This window comes from Streptomyces sp. NPDC001380, assembly GCF_042895785.1.
In the GTDB taxonomy this organism is placed as follows: domain Bacteria; phylum Actinomycetota; class Actinomycetes; order Streptomycetales; family Streptomycetaceae; genus Peterkaempfera.
Window position 1 is genome coordinate 23,629 of the sequence record NZ_JBIAWP010000032.1, and the last position, 20,953, is coordinate 44,581.

The 20,953-nt window shown below is 74.4% G+C and carries 13 protein-coding genes; 10 read left to right on the forward strand and 3 right to left on the reverse strand.

Going from position 1 to position 20,953, the window contains the following annotated elements:
* The first annotated feature begins 76 nt into the window (after window positions 1-76).
* The gene (mycP, locus tag ACFY07_RS26640) at window positions 77-1,384 is read left to right on the forward strand and encodes a type VII secretion-associated serine protease mycosin (protein ID WP_390872096.1); all 1,308 of its coding nucleotides are present in this window, start codon (window positions 77-79) and stop codon (window positions 1,382-1,384) included.
* 168 nt (window positions 1,385-1,552) lie between these two features.
* Here mycP and ACFY07_RS26645 read toward each other — a convergent pair whose 3' ends face one another.
* Together ACFY07_RS26645 and eccCa are read right to left on the reverse strand one after the other, a co-directional pair.
* Window positions 1,553-2,971, reverse strand: a complete 1,419-nt coding sequence (locus tag ACFY07_RS26645; RefSeq protein ID WP_390872097.1) for an APC family permease — start codon at window positions 2,969-2,971, stop codon at window positions 1,553-1,555.
* Between the two features lie 581 nt (window positions 2,972-3,552).
* Window positions 3,553-7,500: a type VII secretion protein EccCa gene (eccCa, locus tag ACFY07_RS26650; RefSeq protein ID WP_390872098.1), complete on the reverse strand. Its 3,948-nt coding sequence runs from the start codon at window positions 7,498-7,500 to the stop codon at window positions 3,553-3,555.
* A gap of 453 nt (window positions 7,501-7,953) precedes the next feature.
* Between eccCa and eccD the strand changes: the two genes are divergently transcribed.
* The 6 genes from eccD to ACFY07_RS26680 all read left to right on the forward strand — a co-directional run bounded on the left by eccD (window position 7,954) and on the right by ACFY07_RS26680 (window position 15,557).
* On the forward strand, window positions 7,954-9,429 hold the full coding sequence (gene eccD, locus ACFY07_RS26655; protein WP_390872099.1) for a type VII secretion integral membrane protein EccD: 1,476 nt from the start codon (window positions 7,954-7,956) through the stop codon (window positions 9,427-9,429).
* A gap of 270 nt (window positions 9,430-9,699) precedes the next feature.
* Window positions 9,700-9,990: a 30S ribosomal protein S15 gene (gene rpsO / locus ACFY07_RS26660; RefSeq protein ID WP_230747748.1), complete on the forward strand. Its 291-nt coding sequence runs from the start codon at window positions 9,700-9,702 to the stop codon at window positions 9,988-9,990.
* Window positions 9,991-10,432: 442 nt separating this feature from the next.
* Window positions 10,433-12,637 (forward strand): polyribonucleotide nucleotidyltransferase, encoded by a 2,205-nt coding sequence (locus ACFY07_RS26665; protein ID WP_230747749.1) that lies wholly within the window; start codon window positions 10,433-10,435, stop codon window positions 12,635-12,637.
* A gap of 212 nt (window positions 12,638-12,849) precedes the next feature.
* Window positions 12,850-14,208: a M16 family metallopeptidase gene (locus ACFY07_RS26670; RefSeq protein ID WP_390872100.1), complete on the forward strand. Its 1,359-nt coding sequence runs from the start codon at window positions 12,850-12,852 to the stop codon at window positions 14,206-14,208.
* Between the two features lie 125 nt (window positions 14,209-14,333).
* Window positions 14,334-15,089: a 4-hydroxy-tetrahydrodipicolinate reductase gene (gene dapB / locus ACFY07_RS26675; RefSeq protein WP_390872101.1), complete on the forward strand. Its 756-nt coding sequence runs from the start codon at window positions 14,334-14,336 to the stop codon at window positions 15,087-15,089.
* Between the two features lie 6 nt (window positions 15,090-15,095).
* The gene (locus ACFY07_RS26680; protein WP_230747752.1) at window positions 15,096-15,557 is read left to right on the forward strand and encodes a tetratricopeptide repeat protein; all 462 of its coding nucleotides are present in this window, start codon (window positions 15,096-15,098) and stop codon (window positions 15,555-15,557) included.
* Between the two features lie 128 nt (window positions 15,558-15,685).
* Here the strand turns inward: ACFY07_RS26680 and ACFY07_RS26685 are convergent, their stop codons facing one another.
* The gene (locus ACFY07_RS26685) at window positions 15,686-16,309 is read right to left on the reverse strand and encodes a GNAT family N-acetyltransferase (protein ID WP_390872102.1); all 624 of its coding nucleotides are present in this window, start codon (window positions 16,307-16,309) and stop codon (window positions 15,686-15,688) included.
* A 361-nt stretch (window positions 16,310-16,670) separates the two neighbouring features.
* On the opposite strand from ACFY07_RS26685, the gene thyX reads away from it, so the two are divergent.
* The 3 genes from thyX (at window position 16,671) to ACFY07_RS26700 (ending at window position 20,544) form a co-directional block, all read left to right on the forward strand.
* Window positions 16,671-17,402 carry an FAD-dependent thymidylate synthase gene (gene thyX / locus ACFY07_RS26690; RefSeq protein ID WP_230747754.1) on the forward strand — a complete coding sequence of 244 codons (732 nt, stop codon included), beginning with the start codon at window positions 16,671-16,673 and terminating at the stop codon, window positions 17,400-17,402.
* A gap of 336 nt (window positions 17,403-17,738) precedes the next feature.
* Entirely contained in the window at window positions 17,739-18,638 is a 900-nt protein-coding gene (dapA, locus tag ACFY07_RS26695) for a 4-hydroxy-tetrahydrodipicolinate synthase (RefSeq protein ID WP_390872103.1), read from the forward strand.
* Between the two features lie 220 nt (window positions 18,639-18,858).
* Entirely contained in the window at window positions 18,859-20,544 is a 1,686-nt protein-coding gene (locus tag ACFY07_RS26700) for a ribonuclease J (protein ID WP_230747756.1), read from the forward strand.
* Window positions 20,545-20,953: the final 409 nt, after the last annotated feature.

Sequence of the window (20,953 nt, forward strand, 5' to 3'; positions counted from 1 at the left end):
CGGCACCGGCCGGCCGACGCCGGCCGGCGGACGGGGACCGGCGGACCAGGACCTGGGCGGAAGAGGGGCGGTACGGGTGCGCAGGGGCAAGCAGGGGGAGGCCGGCCGTGCGCGGCGGGCCCTGGGGGGTGCCGCACGGCCCGCGGCCTGCGCCGCGGCCGCGCTCGGCGTGCTCGCGGGCGCGGCGGCCGCCCCCGCGGCGGCGGCCGGTCCGGCCGGGGGCGGGGACGCGCAGTGGTCGCCGCTGAGCCCGGCGGCCGCGGGCGAGTGCACCTTCCCGTCCGGGAACGTGGCGGCGGTGCCGTGGTCCCTCCAGCGGGTGGTCCTGGACCAGCTGTGGAGGAACGGCATCACCGGCAAGGGCGTCACCGTCGCGGTGATCGACACCGGTGTCGACGACGCCAACCCGCAGCTCCGGCCCGGCAAGGTGCTGCCCGGCGAGGTGCTGCTGACCGACCCGCAGACCAGGAAGCCCGCCACCGGTGGCGCCACGCTGGACCCGGTCGGCCACGGGACGAAGGTCGCCGGGATCATCGCCGCCCGCCGCAGCCCGGCGACCGGCTTCGTCGGCCTCGCCCCGGACGCGCGGATCCTGCCCATCCGGCAGAACGACAGCGAGGGCAGCGGCGACGTCAAGACCCTCACCCGGGCGATCCAGGACGCGGTGAAGGCGCACGCCCAGGTCATCAACATCTCGCAGGACGTCCGCGCCGGCACCGCGTCGGGCTTCTTCGCCGGCCAGGCCGAGCTGCACCAGGCGGTCCGGTGGGCCGTCTCCAAGGGCGTCGTCGTGGTGGCCTCCTCCGGCAACGACGGCAAGGACGCCCCCACCTACCCGGCGGCGTTCCCCGAGGTGATCGCCGTCGGCGCCTCCGACCGCAACAACGAGCGGGCGTCCTTCTCCCAGTACGGCCCCTTCGTCGACGTCGCCGCCCCCGGCGTGGACATGCTCTCCACCGTGCCCCGCGGCGGCCAGTGCACGGACAACGGCACCAGCTTCTCCGCGCCCTACGTGGCGGGCGTCGCGGCCCTGCTCAAGCAGAAGTACCCGCAGTGGACGCCCGCGCAGATCGCCGCCCGCATCGAGCAGACCGCGCAGCGCAACCGCCGCGACCGGGACGACTTCACCGGCTGGGGCGTGGTCGACCCGGTGAAGGCCGTCACCTCCGACGCCCCGCCGGCCGCGGCCGCCGTGCCCGACCCGCAGACCGTGCTGGCGGCCCGGCCCGTCGCCGCGCAGCCGCTCACGCTGGGGGAGTCCCGGGCCGACCGCGACCGCCGCACCGCCACCTACGTGCTGGGCGCCGGCCTGCTGGGGGTGCTCCTCCTCGGCGGCGGGTCGGTGGTGCTGCGGGACCACCGCCTGAGCCGCCCGACCGCCTGAGCCGGCCGACCGCCTGAGCCGCCCGACCGCCTGAGCCGCCCGCGGCCGGCCCGAACCGGGCCCGGACCCGGCCGCCGGCCGTAGGCGGCGCCGTCCGTACGACGCGACGGCGGAGGGGCGGGACACCATCCGGTGTCCCGCCCCTCCGCCGTCGTACGCGCCCCCGGGTCAGACCCGCTCGTCCTCGGGGAGCGTGATCACCCAGTGGGTGGCCTGCCGGGGCCGCAGGTAGAGCGCCCAGTACAGCGCCGCCGCGGCCACGATGCCGCCGGTGACCAGCAGGTCCTGCCCGCTCTGCTGCCACAGCACGTACGCCAGCACCACGATCAGCAGCACCGGGACGGCCGGCCACAGCGGCATCCGCCAGGCGGGGGTGTGCTTGTGGTGGTGGCGGCGGGAGAAGAGCGAGGCGACGGCGACCAGGAGGTACATGCCGGTCACGGCCACACCGGTGATGCCGCTCAGGTCCTCCACGGGGACGTAGCACAGGACCGCGCCGGGCACGCCGACCGCGAGGGTGGCCACCCAGGGGGAGCCGAAGCGGCCGATGGTGGAGAAGGCGCGGTTGACCGGCTCCGGCCAGGCGCGGTCGCGGGCGGAGGCGAAGAGCACCCGGGAGTTCTGGATCACCATCACGATGCCTGCGTTGATGATCGCCAGCGCGATGCAGAGGCTGATGAAGGTGCCGACCGCGGAGTTGCTCCACGTGGTGACCATGCCCGCGATGTCGCCCTCGGCCAGCGTCTTCAGGTCGGGGGCGCCCACGGTGATGGCGGCGACCGGGACGAGGATGACGGCGGCGGAGATGGCCAGCGTCCACAGCACGGTGCGGGCCACGTTGCGGCGGGGGTTCTCCAGCTCCTCGGAGAGGTACACCGCGGTGCTGAAGCCCTGGGTGACGAAGAGCGCGATGGCCAGGCCGGTGACGATCGCGCCGACGGACACCGCGGTGGTGGTGCCGCCGTCGCCCGCGTTGACCCCGTGCAGCAGGGTGGAGGCGCCGCGCTCGCCGTGGGCGAAGCCGAGCACCGCCACCACGGCGGCCGCGACGACCTCCAGCACCAGGAAGACGCCCGTGATCCAGGCGTTGGCCCGCAGGTCCAGCAGGCCGGCCAGGGTCGCCAGCAGCATCACCAGGGCGCCCGCCAGCGGGGCGCTCATGTGGAAGAGCGGCGCCAGGTAGTCGGCGGTGCCCAGCGCGATGATCGGCGGCACGATCATGACCACGATCAGCGACAGGATGAAGACCACCCACCCGGTCAGCCGCCCTGCCAGCGTGCCCACCATCGCGTACTCGCCGCCTGCGCTCGGGATCAGGGTGCCCAGCTCGGAGTAGCAGAAGGCGACGGCGATGCAGAGCACCGCGCCGATCGCGATGGTGAGGGCGGTGGCGGTGCCGAGGTCCGCGAAGAGGTCCGGCACGATCACGAAGAGGGAGGAGGCCGGCGTCACGCAGGAGAGCGTGAGCAGCGTGCCGCCCACCACTCCGATGGAGCGGGTGAGCTTCCGGGAGCCACCGTCGGCCCCCGCGGCCGCCTGCGCGTCCGCGGGGGCGCCGGTGCGCGGCGGGTGGATGGTGTCGGTCATGCGGGATCCGATCGGGTCGGCGGGTCTTTCGGGGGAGCGCTATCGCCTCCGGGGCTCTGCGCGGTCTCTGGTCGGTCGCTCCCGATCCGCATGAAACCTTTGATGAATCATTGGCGTCAACCCTGGTCGGGCGACGAAATCCGAAGGCCGGACGCGTGAAAACCATGCAACTGACGGATGCTCATGGCATCGGCCCGCTCGGCCCGCCCTGTTCGGTGCCTTCGATTGCATGGCTGCCAGGCTTTGATGCTGTTGAAGTGCAGGATCGCTCCAGGTTAACCCCGAATGAACGAAGAGGCCCGTGGAGGCCCTCCCCCCGGGCCGCGCCACCGGCCCGCACGGCACGGGAACCGCAGCCCGCACGTCCGCACCTGCGGCAAGCGTTACGGATCCGAGGCCCGGCCCGGGCCCCCACCCGCACACCCGCCGCCTCCCGCGCGCACCCGCCGCCTCCCGGCGGGGCCTGCCCCGCACCCCGCCGGGAGGCCCCGGCGGCCGTCCCGCCGGGGAGACGGCAGGGGCCGGGGCCCGCGCGCCGCAGCGCGCCGACCCCGGCCCCGTACCGTCTCCGGGCCGCGCCCTCAGTGCGAGGGCAGCCAGCCGGTCTGCACCATCTGGCCGGTGCCGATCCGGCGCGAGACGAAGACGCCCCGGCCCGGCGGCAGCGGCTGCGGCTTGACCGTGCCGAGCAGCGCGCCCTCGTCCTTGTTGCCGGAGAGGACGACGCCCTGGGCGCCCAGCTCCTTCATGCGCTGCATGACCGGCTCGAACATGGCCCGGCCGGCGCCGCCGGCGCTGCGGGCGATGATCATGCGCAGGCCGATGTCGCGGGCAAAGGGCAGGAACTCCACCAGCGGCTGGAGCGGGTTGCCCGAGGAGGTGGCGACCAGCTCGTAGTCGTCCACGATCACGAACATGTCCTTGCCGGTGTACCAGTTGCGGGCCCGCAACTGCTCCGGGGTGACGTCCGGGCCGGGCAGGCGGCGGGCGCAGGAGCCGCGCAGCAGCTCCACGATCTGCTGCAGGGCCGGCTGGGCGGCGGAGTACTCCACCAGGTGGCCCTGCGGCACGGTGCCGAGCAGCGCGCGCCGGTAGTCGGCGACGACGATGCCGGCCTCGTCGGGGGTGTACCGCTCGGTGATCTGCTTGATCAGCATCCGCAGCACCGCCGACTTGCCGGACTCGCTCTCGCCGAAGACCACGAAGAGCGGGTCGGTCTCGAAGTTGACGAACACCGGCGCCAGCTCGGCCTCGTCGACGCCGAAGGCCACGCCGCGGTCGGGGAACTCGAAGCCCTTGGGCAGCTGGTCCGCGGGCAGCACGGTCGGCAGCATCCGCACCTGGGGGGCGCGCGGGCCGGTCCAGGCGGCGTCCACGGCCTGCACGAGCTGCGCGACGCCGTCCTGGAGGTCCTCCACGGAGGAGGAGCCGTCCATCCGGGGCAGGCCGGCGAGGAAGTGCAGCTTGTCGGGGGTCAGGCCGCGGCCGGGGGCCCCGGCGGGCACGTTCTGCGCGACCTTGCGGTCGATCTCGGACTCCATGGAGTCGCCGAGCCGCAGCTCCACGCGGTTCTGCAGCAGGTCCTTCAGCGCGGGGCGGACCTCGGCGTACCGGGAGGCGGTGACCACCAGGTGGACGCCGTAGCCCAGGCCGCGCTGGGCGATGTCGGCCACGACCGGCTCCAGCAGCTCGAACTCCTGCTTGAAGGTGAGCCAGCCGTCGATGACGAGGAAGACGTCGCCGAACTGCTCCCCGGGCAGCGAGCCCTGGGCGCGGCGGGTGCGGTAGGTGCCGATGGAGTCGATGCCCTGCGCCCGGAAGAGCTCCTCGCGCCGGTTGAGGACGCCGTGGACCTCGCTCACCATGCGGCGGACCTTCTCGGCGTCCAGCCGGCCCGCGACCCCGCCGACGTGCGGCAGCCCCTGCAGGCCGATCATGCCGCCGCCGCCGAAGTCCAGGCAGTAGAACTGCACCTCGGCAGGGGTGTGGGTGAGCGCGAAGCCCGCGACCAGGGTGCGCATCAGGGTGGACTTGCCCGAGCGGGGGCCGCCGACGACCATGCCGTGGCCGGCCGCGCCGGAGAAGTCCTGGTACATCACGTCGCGCCGCTGCTCGAACGGCTTGTCCACGATGCCGACCGGCACCACCAGGCGGCCCAGCGCCCCGTACTCGGGCGCGGTCAGCCCGCGCTCGGGCACGGACTGCAGCGGCGGCAGCAGCTGGTCCGCGCTCGGCGCCTCGTCCAGCGGCGGCAGCCACACCTGGTGCGCCGCCGGTCCCTGGCCGACCATCCGCTGCACGATCACGTCCAGCACCGTGTCCACCAGCGCGTCGTCCTCGCGGTGCTGCTCCGGCTCCGGCTCGACCGCCGCCGGTTCGGCCACCGCCACCTCGGCGGCGGTGAAGAGCACCGGCTGCCGTCCGGCGACCCGGCCCGTGGAGCGCACCTGCCCGGCCGGGCGGTACGGCCCGGAGACGTACGCCGCCTTGAACCGGTCCATCACGTCGGTGCCGAACTTCAGGTAGCCGACACCGGGCACCGGCGGCAGGTGGTAGGCGTCCGGCACGCCCAGCGCCGCCCGCGACTCCGCCGCGGAGAAGGTCCGCAGGCCGATCCGGTACGACAGGTAGGTGTCCAGGCCGCGCAGGCGGCCCTCCTCCAGGCGCTGCGAGGCCAGCAGCAGGTGCACGCCCAGCGACCGGCCGATGCGGCCGATCTGGATGAACATCTCGATGAAGTCGGGCTTGGCGGTCAGCAGCTCGCTGAACTCGTCGATGATCAGCACCAGCGACGGCAGCGGCTCCAGGGCCGCGCCCGCCGCCCGCGCCCGCTCGTACTCGTGCAGGTTGGCGTAGTTGCCCGCCGAGCGCAGCAGCTCCTGGCGGCGGTTGAGCTCGCCGGTGATCGCGTCCCGCATGCGGTCGACGAGGGTGAGCTCCTCCGCCAGGTTGGTGATCACCGCGGAGGTGTGCGGCATCTCCGCCATGCCGGCGAAGGTCGCACCGCCCTTGAAGTCGGCGAGGACGAAGTTGAGGATCTCCGAGGAGTGCGTCATCGCCAGGCCCAGCACCAGCGTGCGCAGCAGCTCCGACTTGCCGGAGCCGGTCGCGCCCACGCACAGGCCGTGCGGGCCCATGCCCTCCAGCGCGGCCTCCTTGAGGTCCAGCATCACCGGCTCGCCGTTGGCGCCCAGGCCGATCGGCACCCGCAGCTTCTCGTGCTGGGCCCGCGGCCGCCAGGTGCGGGAGACGTCGATGGAGCCGGCGTCGCCGACGCCCATCAGGTCGGTGAAGTCCAGGTTCGACAGCAGCGGCTCGTCGTCGCCGCCCGCCGAGATCCGGTACGGCGCCAGCTGGCGCGCCAGCGCCTCCGACTGCCAGGCCGACAGGGTGTCCGGCACGCCCGTGTAGGCGGCGCCCGACGCCGACTGCAGCAGCAGCTCGTCGGGGGAGACCGTCACCACCAGCGACCCGCTCAGCTCGTCCAGGTCGCCGGGGACGACCTCGATGACGGTGACGCCCTGCAGGCCCTCCGCCCCGGCCAGCACCGAGTCCTGCGGCACCGCCGCGCCGTCGACCACGACCACCACGTGCGGCTGGTCGGGAGCGGGCGTCGCGTCGCGGTGGAAGCGCGGCCGGCCGGCCAGCTCGTCCGCCAGGAGCTCCTCCAGCTCGCCGAGGCCGGCGGTGATCAGGCGGCGGCTGCCCGCGCCGTCGTTCTCCTTGCGGTGCTGGGTGTGCGGCAGCCACTTCGCCCACTCCCACTCCTCCGCCGCGCCCGGCGCCGCGGCGAAGGCCACCACCAGGTCGTCGGGGGAGTGGAGGGTGGTCAGCTGGGCGACCATCGCCCGGACGCTGCCGTACACCGTGTCCGGGTCGCCGCAGACGGTGATGTGGTAGAAGGCGCGCAGCGAGACCGCCAGCGGCAGCTCCTGCAGGGTGCCGTGCGAGGCGAGGAAGGTCCGCATCGCCTCCGCGGTCAGCGGCTCCAGCTCGTCCATCGGCGCGGTCTGCGGCGCCACCAGCGGCGTCGCCAGCTGCTGCGGGCCGCGGCCCAGGCGGATCTGGGCGAAGTCCGGATCCCCCGGCCGCCGCTCCCACAGCCGCCGCCCCTCCGCCACGATCGACCACAGCTGGTCGGGCTGGGGGTGCAGGTACAGCTGGGCGCCGCGCTGCCGCTCCGCGGTGCGGCGGACCTGGCGGCGCATCTGCGCGAGGTACTTGAGGTAGTCGCGGCGCTCGTCCGCCATGGCTGAGCCGCCGCCCCGGCGGGCCCGGACGATCTGCCCCACCGCCATGCCGGCGGTGGAGGCGACCATCAGGATGCCCATGACCTTCATGGGGCCGGCCGAGCCCGGCATGAAGAAGAACGCCGCCGAGCCGCCCATGCCGAGCAGCGGCAGCATGTTCATCATCCAGTCGTCGCCGCCCGTGCGGGGCAGCTCCGGCGGGGACTCCAACTGCACCGGCTCGTCCGGCACCGGGGGCGGATAGGCCCTCGGCGGCCGCTTGACGGTAACCACGCTCACTTCGGCACCAGCCCTCACGCACGCTGTCGATCGAGTCGCTTCGTCGTTTCGCCGGACCGTCGGGCAGCCGCGCAGCGGTGCGTACCCGGCCGGCCCGGGGCGAGAGCCCCCGTGGCCCCCTCCGCCGACCGCAGGGGTCCGGGACCGGTGAGCCGCCCCCGCGTCCCTGCGCAGGGGCCGATCCTACTGGTACCTGACAACGGGTCGGAGGCCGTCCCCGCACCCGCTCCCCGCCCCCCTTCGTGACCCGCCCGCGCCGCCCCCGCGCCGCCCCCCGCGCGGCCCTCCGCAGGCCGACGGGCGGTCACCCCGCGCCCGGCGGCGTTCGGTAGGGTGTCCGCGCGCCGGTCCTGCCGGGATGCGGGCATCCCCGGGCGGGGCGGGCGCGAGGGGCAGACGGGGGCCGCCGCGCCGCCGCGCCCGCATCCGTCCACACAACAAGGGGGAGAACCGGTGAGCGCCAGCGCATCGACCGGATTCTGCCGGGTCACCGTCGTCGCACCGGACAGCCGGGTCGACGTCGCGCTCCCGGAGGACGTACCGCTCGCCGACGTCTACCCGGAGGTGCTGCGGCTCTCCGGCCAGACGCAGCCCGAGGGGACGCCGACCGGCTTCCACCTGGTGCGCCGCGACGGCACCGTCCTGGACAGCGGGCTCCCGCTGGCCGCCCAGCAGGTGCGCGACGGCGACCTGCTGTCGCTGCGCCCGTTCGCCGAGTCGCTGCCCCCGGCCGTCTACGACGACGTCGCCGACGCCGTCGCGACCGCCGTCGAGGCCGACCGCCGCTTCTGGGGCCCCGAGCTGATGCGGGTCTCCGGCCTGGTCGGCGCGGTGCTGCTGCTGACCCTCATGGGCTTCGCCCTGTGGTTCTCCGACCTCCAGCACGACATGCACAGCCTCCCCGGCATCCTCGCCGGGGTCACCGCCGTCGTGCTGACCGCCCTCGCCGGCGTCCGCGCCCGCGTCTACGACGACCACGGCGCCGCCCTCGCCCTCGGCCTCGCCGCCCTGCCGCACGCGCTCATCGCCGGATCCGGCGTCCTGCCGGTCGCGCACCCCGGCGCCCTGGTGGGCGGCGGCCCCGGCCGGCTGCAGTTCCTGGTCGGATGCGTCACCGTCCTCGTGGTCGCGGTCCTCCTGGTGGGCCTGCTGCCGGAGAAGGACTCGGTCTTCGTCGGCGCCGCCTTCGTGGCCGCCGCCGGCGCCCTGGCCACCTTCGCCGCCGTCCTCGCGGAGGGCACCTCCGCGAGCTCCATCGCCGCCGTCACCGGCGCCGCCGCGGTCGCCGTCACCGGCTTCCTGCCCGGCCTCTCGGCCCGCTTCGCCCGCCTGCCCGTCGGCTTCCACGCCCCCGGCCAGGCCCGCGGCCGCGAGCGGTCCGCCGGCCAGGGCGACCCCGCCGCCGACCGCGAGGCCGTGGAGTACGAGTGGATCGCCGCCCAGGCCCGGCGCGGCCACGAGGTCCTCGTCGGACTGGTCGGCGGCGCCGCCGCCGTGGTCGTGGGCGCCGGGGCCGTCCTCGGCTTCAGCGACCGCACCTGGCCCGAGGTGCTGGCCCTGGTGCTGGGCGTCGCCACCATGCTGCGCGCCCGCCTCTTCCGCTACTCGGCGCAGGTTTTCTGCCTGGTCGTGGCGGGTCTGGCCACCCTGGGCCTGCTCATCCTGGGCCTGTCGCTGCACACCCCGGAGTTCATCCTCTCGGTGCACGCCGGGCCGGAGGCCGACATCCGCACCGTCTGGCTCTCCGCGGCCGTCGCCGCCGGCGCCGCCGTCCTGGTGGCCGTCGCGCTGGTCGTCCCGCGCCTCGGCGTCTCCCCCTTCTGGGGCCGGATCCTGGACCTGGTGGACGGCCTGGTGCTGGTCGCACTGGTGCCGGTCACCCTCGCGGTGCTGGACGTCTACGCCACCGTCCGGGGCCTCACCGGCTGAACCTGCCGGGTCCCCGGAGGCCGCGCCGCAATCCCGGCGGCCGCGCCGGGACCCCCGCGGCCCCCGCGGCCCCCGCGACCCGCCGTCCGTGCCCGCCGTCCGTGCCCGCCGACCGCCCGGTCGGCGGGCACTGGTACGCTTGGTCACCGACCGTCGCCGCAGCCTGCCCGCACCCGGGCACCGCCGCCGAGGACGGTCCCCCGAGCCGAGTCCACCGAGGTCCTGTGGTGAAGACCAGGACCACTCGGCTGATCACACGAAGGAGTTGCCGTGGCCCTCGACGCCGCCGTCAAGAAGCAGATCATGGCCGAGTTCGGCACCAAGGAGGGCGACACCGGCTCCCCCGAGGTCCAGGTCGCGATGCTGACCCGCCGGATCAGCGACCTGACCGAGCACCTCAAGACCCACAAGCACGACCACCACTCCCGCCGGGGCCTGCTGCTCCTGGTCGGCCAGCGCCGCCGCCTGCTGCAGTACCTGGCCAAGAAGGACATCGAGCGCTTCCGTACGCTCGTCGACCGCCTCGGCATCCGCCGCGGTGCCGCCGGCGGCGCCCGCTAGCACCCCGCCCGGGGGCGGCCTCCCGTCACGGGAGGCCGCCCCCGTCGCGCATTCCGGGCCCCGCCCCTCGGGGCGGGGCCCGGGACGGCGCGCCGCACCCCGCCGGTATCCCCGTCCCGCAAGCGCGCGGAGGACCCGGTTTGTAGGGTGTGGATTTACAGGGTGGAGGGAACGCCCGTGGTGACGGCGCCGCACGGCAGCGGCGCCGACGGGCACACCCGACACCGCGCGGGCCGCAGGCCTCAAACGGAGGCCGCCCGCACCCAGGGGAGCGTCCACCACGCGACCGCCGACTCGGTGCCAGGAGGCGCCGGTCCTCGGTAGTGGCCGCCGGGCAGCAGCCCGGAGGCTTCGATCGAAGACCGGCCCGGCCGGGGCCGGACCGGACCACCGCGCAGGGGCGCTCCACCAGGGACGTACGCAGACAGAGGAGATCTTCCTGGTGGAAGAGAACGTGCACTACGCCGAGGCCGTCATCGACAACGGCGCCTTCGGCACCCGTACCATCCGCTTCGAGACGGGCCGCCTGGCCCGCCAGGCCGCCGGCTCCGCCGTGGCCTACCTGGACGACGAGACCATGGTCCTGTCGGCCACCACCGCCTCGAAGCAGCCCAAGGAGCACTTCGACTTCTTCCCGCTCACGGTGGACGTCGAGGAGCGGATGTACGCGGCCGGGCGCATCCCCGGCTCGTTCTTCCGGCGCGAGGGCCGCCCCTCCGAGGACGCGATCCTCACCTGCCGCCTGATCGACCGCCCGCTGCGCCCGTCCTTCGTCAAGGGCCTGCGCAACGAGATCCAGGTCGTCTGCACCGTCATGGCGCTGGACCCGACCCACCTGTACGACGTGGTCGCCATCAACGCCGCCTCCGCCTCCACCCAGCTGGCGGGCCTGCCCTTCTCCGGCCCGATCGGCGGCGTCCGCGTCGCGCTGATCAAGGGCCAGTGGGTGGCCTTCCCGACCCACCCGGAGCTGGAGGAGGCCGTGTTCGACATGGTCGTCGCCGGCCGGGTGCTGGAGGACGGCGACGTCGCGATCATGATGGTCGAGGCCGAGGCCACCGACAAGACCATCGCCCTGGTCGAGGGCGGCGCCGAGGCCCCCACCGAGGAGGTCGTCGCCGCCGGCCTGGAGGCCGCCAAGCCCTTCATCAAGGTGCTCTGCAAGGCCCAGTCCGACCTGGCCGCCCGCGCCGCCAAGCCGACCGGCGAGTTCCCGCTCTTCCCGGACTACCAGGACGACGTCCTGGAGGCGCTCACCGCCGCCGTCCGCGACGAGCTGGCCCAGGCGCTCACCATCGCCGGCAAGCAGGCCCGCGAGGCCGAGCTGGACCGCGTCAAGGCGCTCGCCGCCGAGAAGCTCCTCCCGGAGTTCGAGGGCCGCGAGAAGGAGATCTCCGCCGCGTACCGCGCGCTGACCAAGAAGCTGGTCCGCGAGCGCGTCATCAAGGAGAAGGTCCGCATCGACGGCCGCGGTGTCACCGACATCCGCACCCTGGCCGCCGAGGTCGAGGCCATCCCGCGCGTCCACGGCTCCGCCCTCTTCGAGCGCGGCGAGACCCAGATCCTCGGCGTCACCACGCTGAACATGCTCCGCATGGAGCAGCAGCTGGACACCCTGGCGCCCGAGACCCGCAAGCGCTACATGCACAACTACAACTTCCCGCCGTACTCCGTGGGCGAGACCGGCCGCGTGGGCTCCCCCAAGCGCCGCGAGATCGGCCACGGCGCGCTGGCCGAGCGGGCGATCCTGCCCGTGCTGCCCAGCCGCGAGGACTTCCCCTACGCGATCCGCCAGGTCTCCGAGGCGCTGGGCTCCAACGGCTCCACCTCGATGGGCTCGGTCTGCGCCTCCACCATGTCGCTGCTGAACGCCGGTGTGCCGCTCAAGGCCCCCGTCGCCGGCATCGCCATGGGCCTGATCTCCCAGGAGATCGGCGGCGAGACCCACTACGTGACGCTGACCGACATCCTCGGCGCCGAGGACGCGTTCGGCGACATGGACTTCAAGGTCGCCGGCACCCGGAAGTTCGTCACCGCCCTGCAGCTCGACACCAAGCTCGACGGCATCCCCGCCTCGGTCCTGGCCGCCGCGCTCAAGCAGGCCCGCGACGCCCGCCTCCACATCCTCGACGTGATGAGCGAGGCCATCGACACTCCTGACGAGATGTCGCCGAACGCGCCGCGCATCATCACCATCAAGATCCCGGTGGACAAGATCGGCGAGGTCATCGGCCCCAAGGGCAAGATGATCAACCAGATCCAGGAGGACACCGGCGCGGACATCACCATCGAGGACGACGGCACCATCTACATCGGTGCGGTCGACGGCCCCTCGGCGGAGGCCGCCCGCACGACGATCAACCAGATCGCCAACCCGACCATGCCGGAGGTCGGCGAGCGCTACCTGGGCACCGTGGTCAAGACCACGACCTTCGGCGCCTTCGTCTCGCTCATGCCGGGCAAGGACGGCCTGCTGCACATCTCGCAGCTGCGCAAGCTCTCCGGCGGCAAGCGCGTCGAGAACGTCGAGGACGTCGTCCAGGTCGGCGCCAAGGTCCAGGTCGAGATCGCCGAGATCGACCCGCGCGGCAAGCTCTCCCTCATCCCCGTGATCGAGGGCGAGGACGACGAGGCCGCCGGCTCCTGACCCGGGCGGTCACGGGCGCAGCCCCACCACGGCCCGCCCCTCCCGTTCCGCGGGAGGGGCGGGCCGCACCCTGTGCCGCACCCGGCCCCGGCCCCCCGCCCCCCCGGAACCGCGCCCCGCCCCGCGGCGCGGCATCCTGTACAGCACCACCCCGTGCCCCCGCGCCCGCACCGCGGCCGCACACCCCGCACCCTGCCCCAGGAGGTCCCACCGTGGCTCAGGTCCCGGCGGCGCAGCAGCAGCCCGGCACGACCCGCACCCTGCTCAAGGGGGTGGACGGCGCGGGCACCGTACGCCGCACCGTGCTCCACGGCGGTCTGCGCATCGTCACCGAGACGCTGCCGACGGTGCGCTCCGCCACCTTCGGCATCTGGGCCGGCGTGGGCTCGCGCGACGAGACCCCGGCCCTCAACGGCGCCACGCACTACCTGGAGCACCTGCTCTTCAAGGGCACCGAGCGCCGCAGCGCCCTCGACATCTCCTCCGCGCTCGACGCGGTCGGCGGCGAGATGAACGCCTTCACCGCCAAGGAGAACACCTGCTACTACGCGCGGGTGCTCGACACCGACCTGCCGCTCGCCACCGACGTCGTCTGCGACATGGTCACCGGCTCCCTGATCCGCCCCGAGGACGTCGACGCCGAGCGCGGCGTCATCCTCGAGGAGATCGCCATGACGGAGGACGACCCGGGCGACGTCGTCCACGACCTGTTCTCGCAGGTCATGTACGGTGACTCGCCGCTCGGCCGGCCCGTGCTCGGCACCGTCGACACCATCAACGCCCTCACCCGCGACCAGATCGCGGGCTTCTACCGCCGCCGCTACCAGCCCGAGAACCTCGTCGTCGCCGCGGCGGGCAACGTCGACCACGCGCAGCTCGTCCACCAGGTCCAGCAGGCCTTCGAGACCGCCGGCGCCCTCGGCCGCGAGGACGCCCGCCCGGCCGAGCCCCGCGGCGGCAGCCGCGCCCTGCGCACCGCGGGGCGCACCGAGATCCTCAACCGGCCCACCGAGCAGGCCCACCTCGTCCTCGGCCTGCCCGGCGTCTCCCGCCACGACGACCGCCGCTGGGCCCTCGGCGTCCTCAACGCCGCCCTCGGCGGCGGCATGAGCTCCCGCCTCTTCCAGGAGGTCCGCGAGAAGCGGGGCCTGGCCTACTCCGTCTACTCGTACTCCTCCTCCTACGCCGACAGCGGCCTCTTCGGCATCTACGCCGGCTGCCAGCCCAAGCGCGTCGAGGAGGTGCTGAAGATCTGCCGCGAGGAGCTGGACCGCGTCGCCGAGCACGGCATCACCGACGAGGAGCTGCGCCGCTCCGTCGGCCAGATCTCCGGCTCCACCGTCCTCGGCATGGAGGACACCGGCTCCCTGATGAACCGGATCGGCAAGGCGGAGCTCTGCTACGGCACCCACCTGTCGGTCGACGAGCTGCTGGGGAAGATCCGCGCGGTGACCGTGGACGACGTGCGCGAGGTCGCCCGCGACGTGCTCGGCGCCCACCGCCCCTCCCTCGCCGTCATCGGCCCGGTCGGGGACAAGCGGGCCGCCCGCCTCACCGGCGTCGTCGCCTGAGCGGCCCCGCGTCCCCGTCCGGCCCGCCCCCTCCGGCCCGGCACCGCCCGGCCCGGCACCGCCCGGCCCGGTACCTCCCGGCCCGGTACCTCCCCAGCACCGCCCCCGCGAAAGGAACCACCCTCATGACCGCGCCGCTGCGAGTGGCTGTCATCGGAGCCAGGGGCCGCATCGGCTCCGAGGCGTGCCGGGCCGTCGAGGCCGCCCCCGACATGGAGCTGGTGGCCGCCCTCGGCCGCGGCGACGACCTGGAGGCCCTGGTGGACGCCGGCGCCCAGGTCGCCGTCGAGCTCACCCACCCCGACGCCGTCATGGCCAACCTGGAGTTCTGCACCGCCCGCGGCATCCACGGCGTCGTCGGCACCACCGGATGGACCGAGGAGCGCCTGGCCGCCCTCCGCGGCTGGCTCGACGCCTCGCCCGCGACCGGCGTGCTCATCGCCCCCAACTTCTCCATCGGCGCCGTCCTCACCATGCGGTTCGCCCAGCAGGCCGCCCGCTTCTTCGAGTCCGTCGAGGTCGTCGAGTTCCACCACGACCGCAAGGCCGACGCCCCCAGCGGCACCGCCACCCGCACCGCGCAGCTCATCGCCGCCGCCCGCGAGCAGGCCGGCCGCCCCCGCCAGCAGGACCCCACCACCCACGGCCTGGAGGGCGCCCGCGGCGCCGACGTCGACGGCGTGCCCGTCCACGCCGTCCGGCTGCGCGGCCTCCTCGCCCACCAGGAGGTCCTCCTCGGCGACACCGGCGAGACCCTGACGATCCGTCACGACTCGCTGCACCACAGCTGCTTCATGCCCGGCATCCTGCTCGGCGTCCGCAGGGTCGCCTCCGCCCCCGGCCTCACCTTGGGCCTCGAGCACTTCCTCGACCTGGACTGACCCGCCATGAAGTCCCGCACCGGATTCACCCTGCTCGCCGCCGTCATGCTCCTCGCCTGCGCCCTGGTGGTCTTCGAGGGCCTCCAGCTCATCGCCACCGGCAAGCCGGCCGGCATCGGCATCGGCGTCTGCGCCCTCGTCATCCCCGCGATCGGCGTCTGGTTCCTCTGGAACACCGTCCGGTTCGGCCGCCGCAGCGAGGCCCTGGCCCGCGAGCTGGAGGCCGAGGGCGGCCTGCCCGTCGACGAGCTGGAGCGCACCCCGGGCGGCCGCATCGACCGGGCCTCCGCCGACGCCGTCTTCGCGCGCCGCCGCGCCGAGGCGGAGGCCGCCCCGGACGACTGGCGCGTCTGGTTCCGCCTCGCCGTCGCCTACGCCGACGCCGGGGACGTCCCCCGCGCCCGCAAGGCCATGCAGCGCGCCATCCGCCTGCACGGCGGCCACGCCCCCGCCGCCGGACGGACCTGACGGGCCCCGGCCGCCCGGCCGCTCCCGGCCGGGACCGGTGCCGCCCCCGCGGCCGGTGACGGGCCCGGGCGGCGTACGGACCCCGTACGCCGCCCGGGCGGCCCGCCCGTCCCCGCGGCCGGGAGGCCTCAGCAGGCGATCCGCGCCGCCCCCGGCCCCCCGGCCCGCCGCACGCCCGCGCCGCCCGGCCGGGAGGCCGGCACCGCCTGACCCGCCTCCCGGGGAGCGGGCAGCACCGGGGCCCCGTACTGCAGCTCCGGCAGCCGGGCCCCGCCCAGCCGCAGCAGGGTCCGCGAACCGGTCGGCCGCAGCCCGTGCCGCTCGTAGAAGGCCCGCGCCCGCATGTTGTCCTCCAGCACCCACAGCACCGTCGACGGGTAGCCGTCCGCCGCCAGCCGCCGCCGCGCCTCCTCCAGCAGCAGCGACCCCACCCCCGTCGACCACACCTCCGGGTGCGCGTACAGGGCGTGCAGCTCGCCCGGCCGCATCCCCTCCGCGGGCAGCGGCAGGGTCGCCCGCGCCGCCCCGCACACCGCGAACGCCACCACCCGGCCGCCCCGCTCCGCCACCAGGTGGTGCCGGTCCGCGGGACGCTCCCGGAAGTGCCGCAGCGCCCGGGTCAGGGCCTCCGGCCCGTCGTCCATCGCGCCCAGGTACACGGGCGGCACGATCCCCCGGTACGCCGCCCGCCACCCCGCCGTGCGCACCCGCAGCACGTCCGCCATGTCCTCCGGGCGGGTGTCCCGGACCACGGCCGGAGCGTGCGCCCCCGCCGTCCCCCGCGTCACCGCCCCTTCTGCCGCCGCCCCCTGCCCTGCCGCTTCCTGCGCTGCCGTCCCCTGCGCTGCCGTACCCTGCGCGGTCATCCCTGTCCCCTCCTCGGCCCGACGGCCCGACGGCCCGACGGCCCGTGCAGCCGGGCCTCCGCACCGTGCCTGCCGCCACCGTGCGCACGAGGATACGAACCGCGGGCCCTCCCGGTTCGCCGACCCGCGCGAACCGCGCGCCGCGCTCTTCCCCCTCGCCGGGGCCTGCCGAGTCGGCGCGGGAGGCCCCTGGGGCGCGGGATACGCTGGCCACCGCCGTGCACCCCGCCCCGAGGAGGACCCGCCCGTGACCGACGCAGCAGCCCAGCCCCGCTTCCGCGACGACGTGACCGTCGAGCTGGTGCGCCACGCCGCCCGCGACAGCGACGTGCTCTGGGCCGCCCGGGTCTCCACGGCCGGGGAGCAGTCCCTGGAGGAGCTGCAGAAGGACCCCGAGCGCTCCCGGGGCCTCATCAACTACCTCATGCGCGACCGCCACGGCACGCCCTTCGAGCACAACTCCATGACCTTCTTCGTCAGCGCGCCGATCTTCGTCTTCCGCGAGTTCCACCGGCACCGGAGCGGATGGTCGTACAACGAGGAGAGCGGCCGCTACCGCGAGCTGCAGCCGGTCTTCTACGTGCCCGGCGCAGGGCGGAGGCTGGTCCAGCAGGGACGCCCGGGCAAGTACGAGTTCGCCGAGGGCACCGCCGAGCAGTACGGGACGGTCACCGCCGCCATGGAGGACTCCTACCGGCGCTCGTACGAGGCCTACCGCGAGATGCTCGACGCCGGCGTCGCCCGCGAGGTCGCCCGCGCCGTGCTGCCCGTGGGCCTGTTCAGCTCCATGTACGCCACCTGCAACGCCCGCTCCCTCATGCACTTCCTGTCGCTGCGCACCAAGGACGAGCGGGCCAAGGTGCCCTCCTTCCCGCAGCGCGAGATCGAGATGGTCGCGGAGCTCATGGAGCAGCAGTGGGCCGGGCTGATGCCGCTCACCCACGAGGCGTTCAACGCCCACGGCCGCGTCGCCCCCTGAGCGGACCGGGCCGGTGCGGCCGGACCCGCGCACCGGCCCGGGGCACGGCGGCGCGCACCCGGTCGGCCACGTCCGGATTGCGGCCCCTCCTCCCCGTACCTAGGCTCAAGTCACGGATTCCGGTGCCGGCTGAACCCCCGAGCAGACGGCACCGGAATCCCTGCGCACGGCGGGTTCCCCCGGAGATCCTGCGGCCCCGGCCGCGGTCCCGCGCCGAACCCTCCCGCCCCCGCCCCGCGGGACCGCCCCCGGCGCAGCCCCCGCCCGGCCCCGGCGGGGCTCCGGCGGCCACCCGCGCCGGGCGCACCCAGGTCCGCTACGAGTAGCGTTGGATCCATGGCTCCGACCTCCACCCCTGAGACCCCCTTCGGCCGGGTCCTGACCGCGATGGTGACCCCGTTCGCCGCCGACGGCTCCCTCGACCTCGACGGCGCGCAGCGCCTCGCCTCCCACCTCGTCGACGCGGGCAACGACGGCCTCGTCGTCAACGGCACCACCGGCGAGTCCCCGACCACCGGCGACGCCGAGAAGGCCGACCTGGTCCGCGCGGTCGTGGAGGCCGTCGGCGACCGGGCCCACGTGGTCGCGGGCGTCGGCACCAACGACACCCGCCACACCGCCGAGCTGGCCCGCCAGGCGGAGGCCGCCGGTGCCCACGGCCTGCTGGTCGTGACCCCGTACTACAGCAAGCCGCCGCAGGAGGGGCTGGTCCGCCACTTCACGGAGGTCGCCGACGCCACCAGCCTGCCGGTCATGCTGTACGACATCCCCGGCCGCTCCGGCACCGCCATCGGACACGAGACCCTGGTGCGCCTCGGCGAGCACCCGCGGATCGTCGCCAACAAGGACGCCAAGGGCGACCTCGGTGCCGCGAGCTGGGCCATCGCCCGCAGCGGCCTCGCCTGGTACTCCGGCGACGACATGCTCAACCTGCCGCTGCTCTCCGTGGGCGCCGTCGGCTTCGTCAGCGTCGTGAGCCACCTCGTCACCCCCGAGCTGCGGGCCATGCTGGACGCCTTCCTCGCCGGCGACCACGCGAAGGCCGCCGCCGTCCACCAGGGCCTGCTCCCCGTCTTCACCGGCATGTTCCGCACCCAGGGCGTCATCACCGCCAAGGCCGCACTCGGCCTGCGGGGGCTTCCCGCCGGCCCGCTGCGCCTGCCGCTGGTCGGGGCCACCGACGCGGAGGTCGAGCAGCTCAGGAAGGATCTCGCCGACGGCGGGGTACACCTGTAGCCAGGAGCACCGAGGACGTGCGCGCCCCGGCTCGCCGGTTCCCGCCGGACACCCCGGCGGGGACCGCCGCAGGACCGGAGACGGACGCGAGGCACCGCCCCCAGACCCACCCGCCCCGCCCGAGGGTGGACGACCACCGAAGGAACGACGACACGCGCGCCATGTGCAGCCCGGGGACGAACCCGCGGCCGCGCGTGGCGCGCGCCGTGAGGAGAGACTTTTGAGCCATCCGCATCCGGAGCTCGGCCCGCCGCCGGAGCTGCCCGAGGGCGCGCTGCGCGTGACCCCCCTCGGCGGCCTCGGGGAGATCGGCCGCAACATGACCGTCTTCGAGTACGGCGGCCGCCTGCTCATCGTCGACTGCGGCGTGCTCTTCCCCGAGGACGAGCAGCCCGGCATCGACCTGATCCTCCCGGACTTCACCACGATCCGGGACCGTCTCGACGCCGTGGACGGCATCGTCCTCACCCACGGCCACGAGGACCACATCGGCGCCGTCCCCTACCTCCTGCGGGAGAAGCCGGACATCCCGCTGATCGGCTCCAAGCTGACCCTCGCCCTGATCGAGGCCAAGCTCGCCGAGCACCGCATCCGGCCGTACACCCTGGAGGTCAAGGAGGGGCAGCGCGAGCGCATCGGCCCCTTCGACTGCGAGTTCATCGCGGTCAACCACTCCATCCCGGACGCCCTCGCGGTGGCCCTGCGCACCCCGGCAGGCATGGCCGTGTGCACGGGCGACTTCAAGATGGACCAGCTGCCGCTGGACGGCCGCCTCACCGACCTGCCGGCCTTCGCCCGGCTCGGCGAGGAGGGCATCGACCTGCTGCTGGTGGACTCCACCAACGCCGAGGTCCCCGGCTTCATCCCCCACGAGCGGGACATCCTGCCCGTGCTGCGGCAGGTCTTCGACAAGGCGGAGCGCCGCATCATCGTGGCCAGCTTCGCCAGCCACGTGCACCGCATCCAGCAGGTGCTCGACGCCGCGCACGAGTTCGGCCGCAAGGTGGCCTTCGTCGGCCGCTCCATGGTCCGGAACATGGGCATCGCCCGCGACCTCGGCTACCTGCGGGTGCCGGGCGGGCTGGTCGTCGACGTCAAGGCCCTCAACGACCTCCCCGACGAGGACGTGGTGCTGGTCTGCACCGGGTCGCAGGGCGAGCCGATGGCCGCCCTCTCCCGGATGGCCAACCGCGACCACCAGATCCGCATCGTCGAGGGCGACACGGTGGTCCTGGCCTCGTCGCTCATCCCGGGCAACGAGAATGCCGTCTACCGGGTGATCAACGGCCTCACCCGCTGGGGCGCCAACGTCGTCCACAAGGGCAACGCCAAGGTGCACGTCTCCGGCCACGCCTCGGCCGGCGAGCTGCTCTACTTCTTCAACCTCTGCAAGCCGCGCAACCTGATGCCGGTCCACGGCGAGTGGCGCCACCTGCGCGCCGCGGCCGACCTGGGCCGCGCCACGGGCGTCCCGAAGGACCGGGTGGTCATCGCCGAGGACGGCGTGGTCGTCGACCTGGTCGACGGCGTCGCCCGGATCTCCGGCAAGGTCCAGGCCGGGTACGTGTACGTGGACGGCTCGTCGGTCGGCGACGTCACCGAGACCTCCCTCAAGGACCGCCGCATCCTCGGTGACGAGGGCATCGTCTCGGTCTTCGTCGTGGTGGACTCCACCACGGGCAAGGTCGTCGGCGGCCCCCACCTCCAGGCGCGCGGGTCCGGGATCGACGACGCGGCGTTCGCGCCGGCGATGGCCAAGGTCGAGGAGGCGCTGGCCCGCGCGGCCCAGGACGGGGTGGCCGAGCCCCGGCAGCTCCAGCAGCTCATCCGGCGCGCGATCGGCAGGTGGGTGTCGGACACCTACCGCCGCCGCCCGATGATCCTGCCGGTCGTGGTCGAGGTCTGACCTGCGGCAACGGGAGAGGGCCGGCCCCGGGGTGACTCCGGCGTGACCCCGGGCACGGCCCTCTCCGCATCCCGCCGCCGTCGGTGCCGACGCGGCGCTTGACAGCCTGCGGGACGGCTACTAAAGTTCTTCGAGCTGCCTGTAGAGGGAACCGGGCGCGCGGGATGCGCGGCCGTCCTCCGGGGAGCCAACCCAGTGACAGGAACACCGTTTCGAAGGAATTCGAACCGGATGATTGTCGCGGGCCGGAAGGCGAAAATGACTCACAGAGCCATCTGATAGAGTCGGAAAGCGCCGGAAGGCGAAAGCAGGAAAACGCAGGAACCCCGCCGGCGGGGGTCAGCGAAGCGGAGAGAGACACTCCGCGGGTCTGATAAGCTGGAGACACGGAAGAACGAAGCGCCCGGAG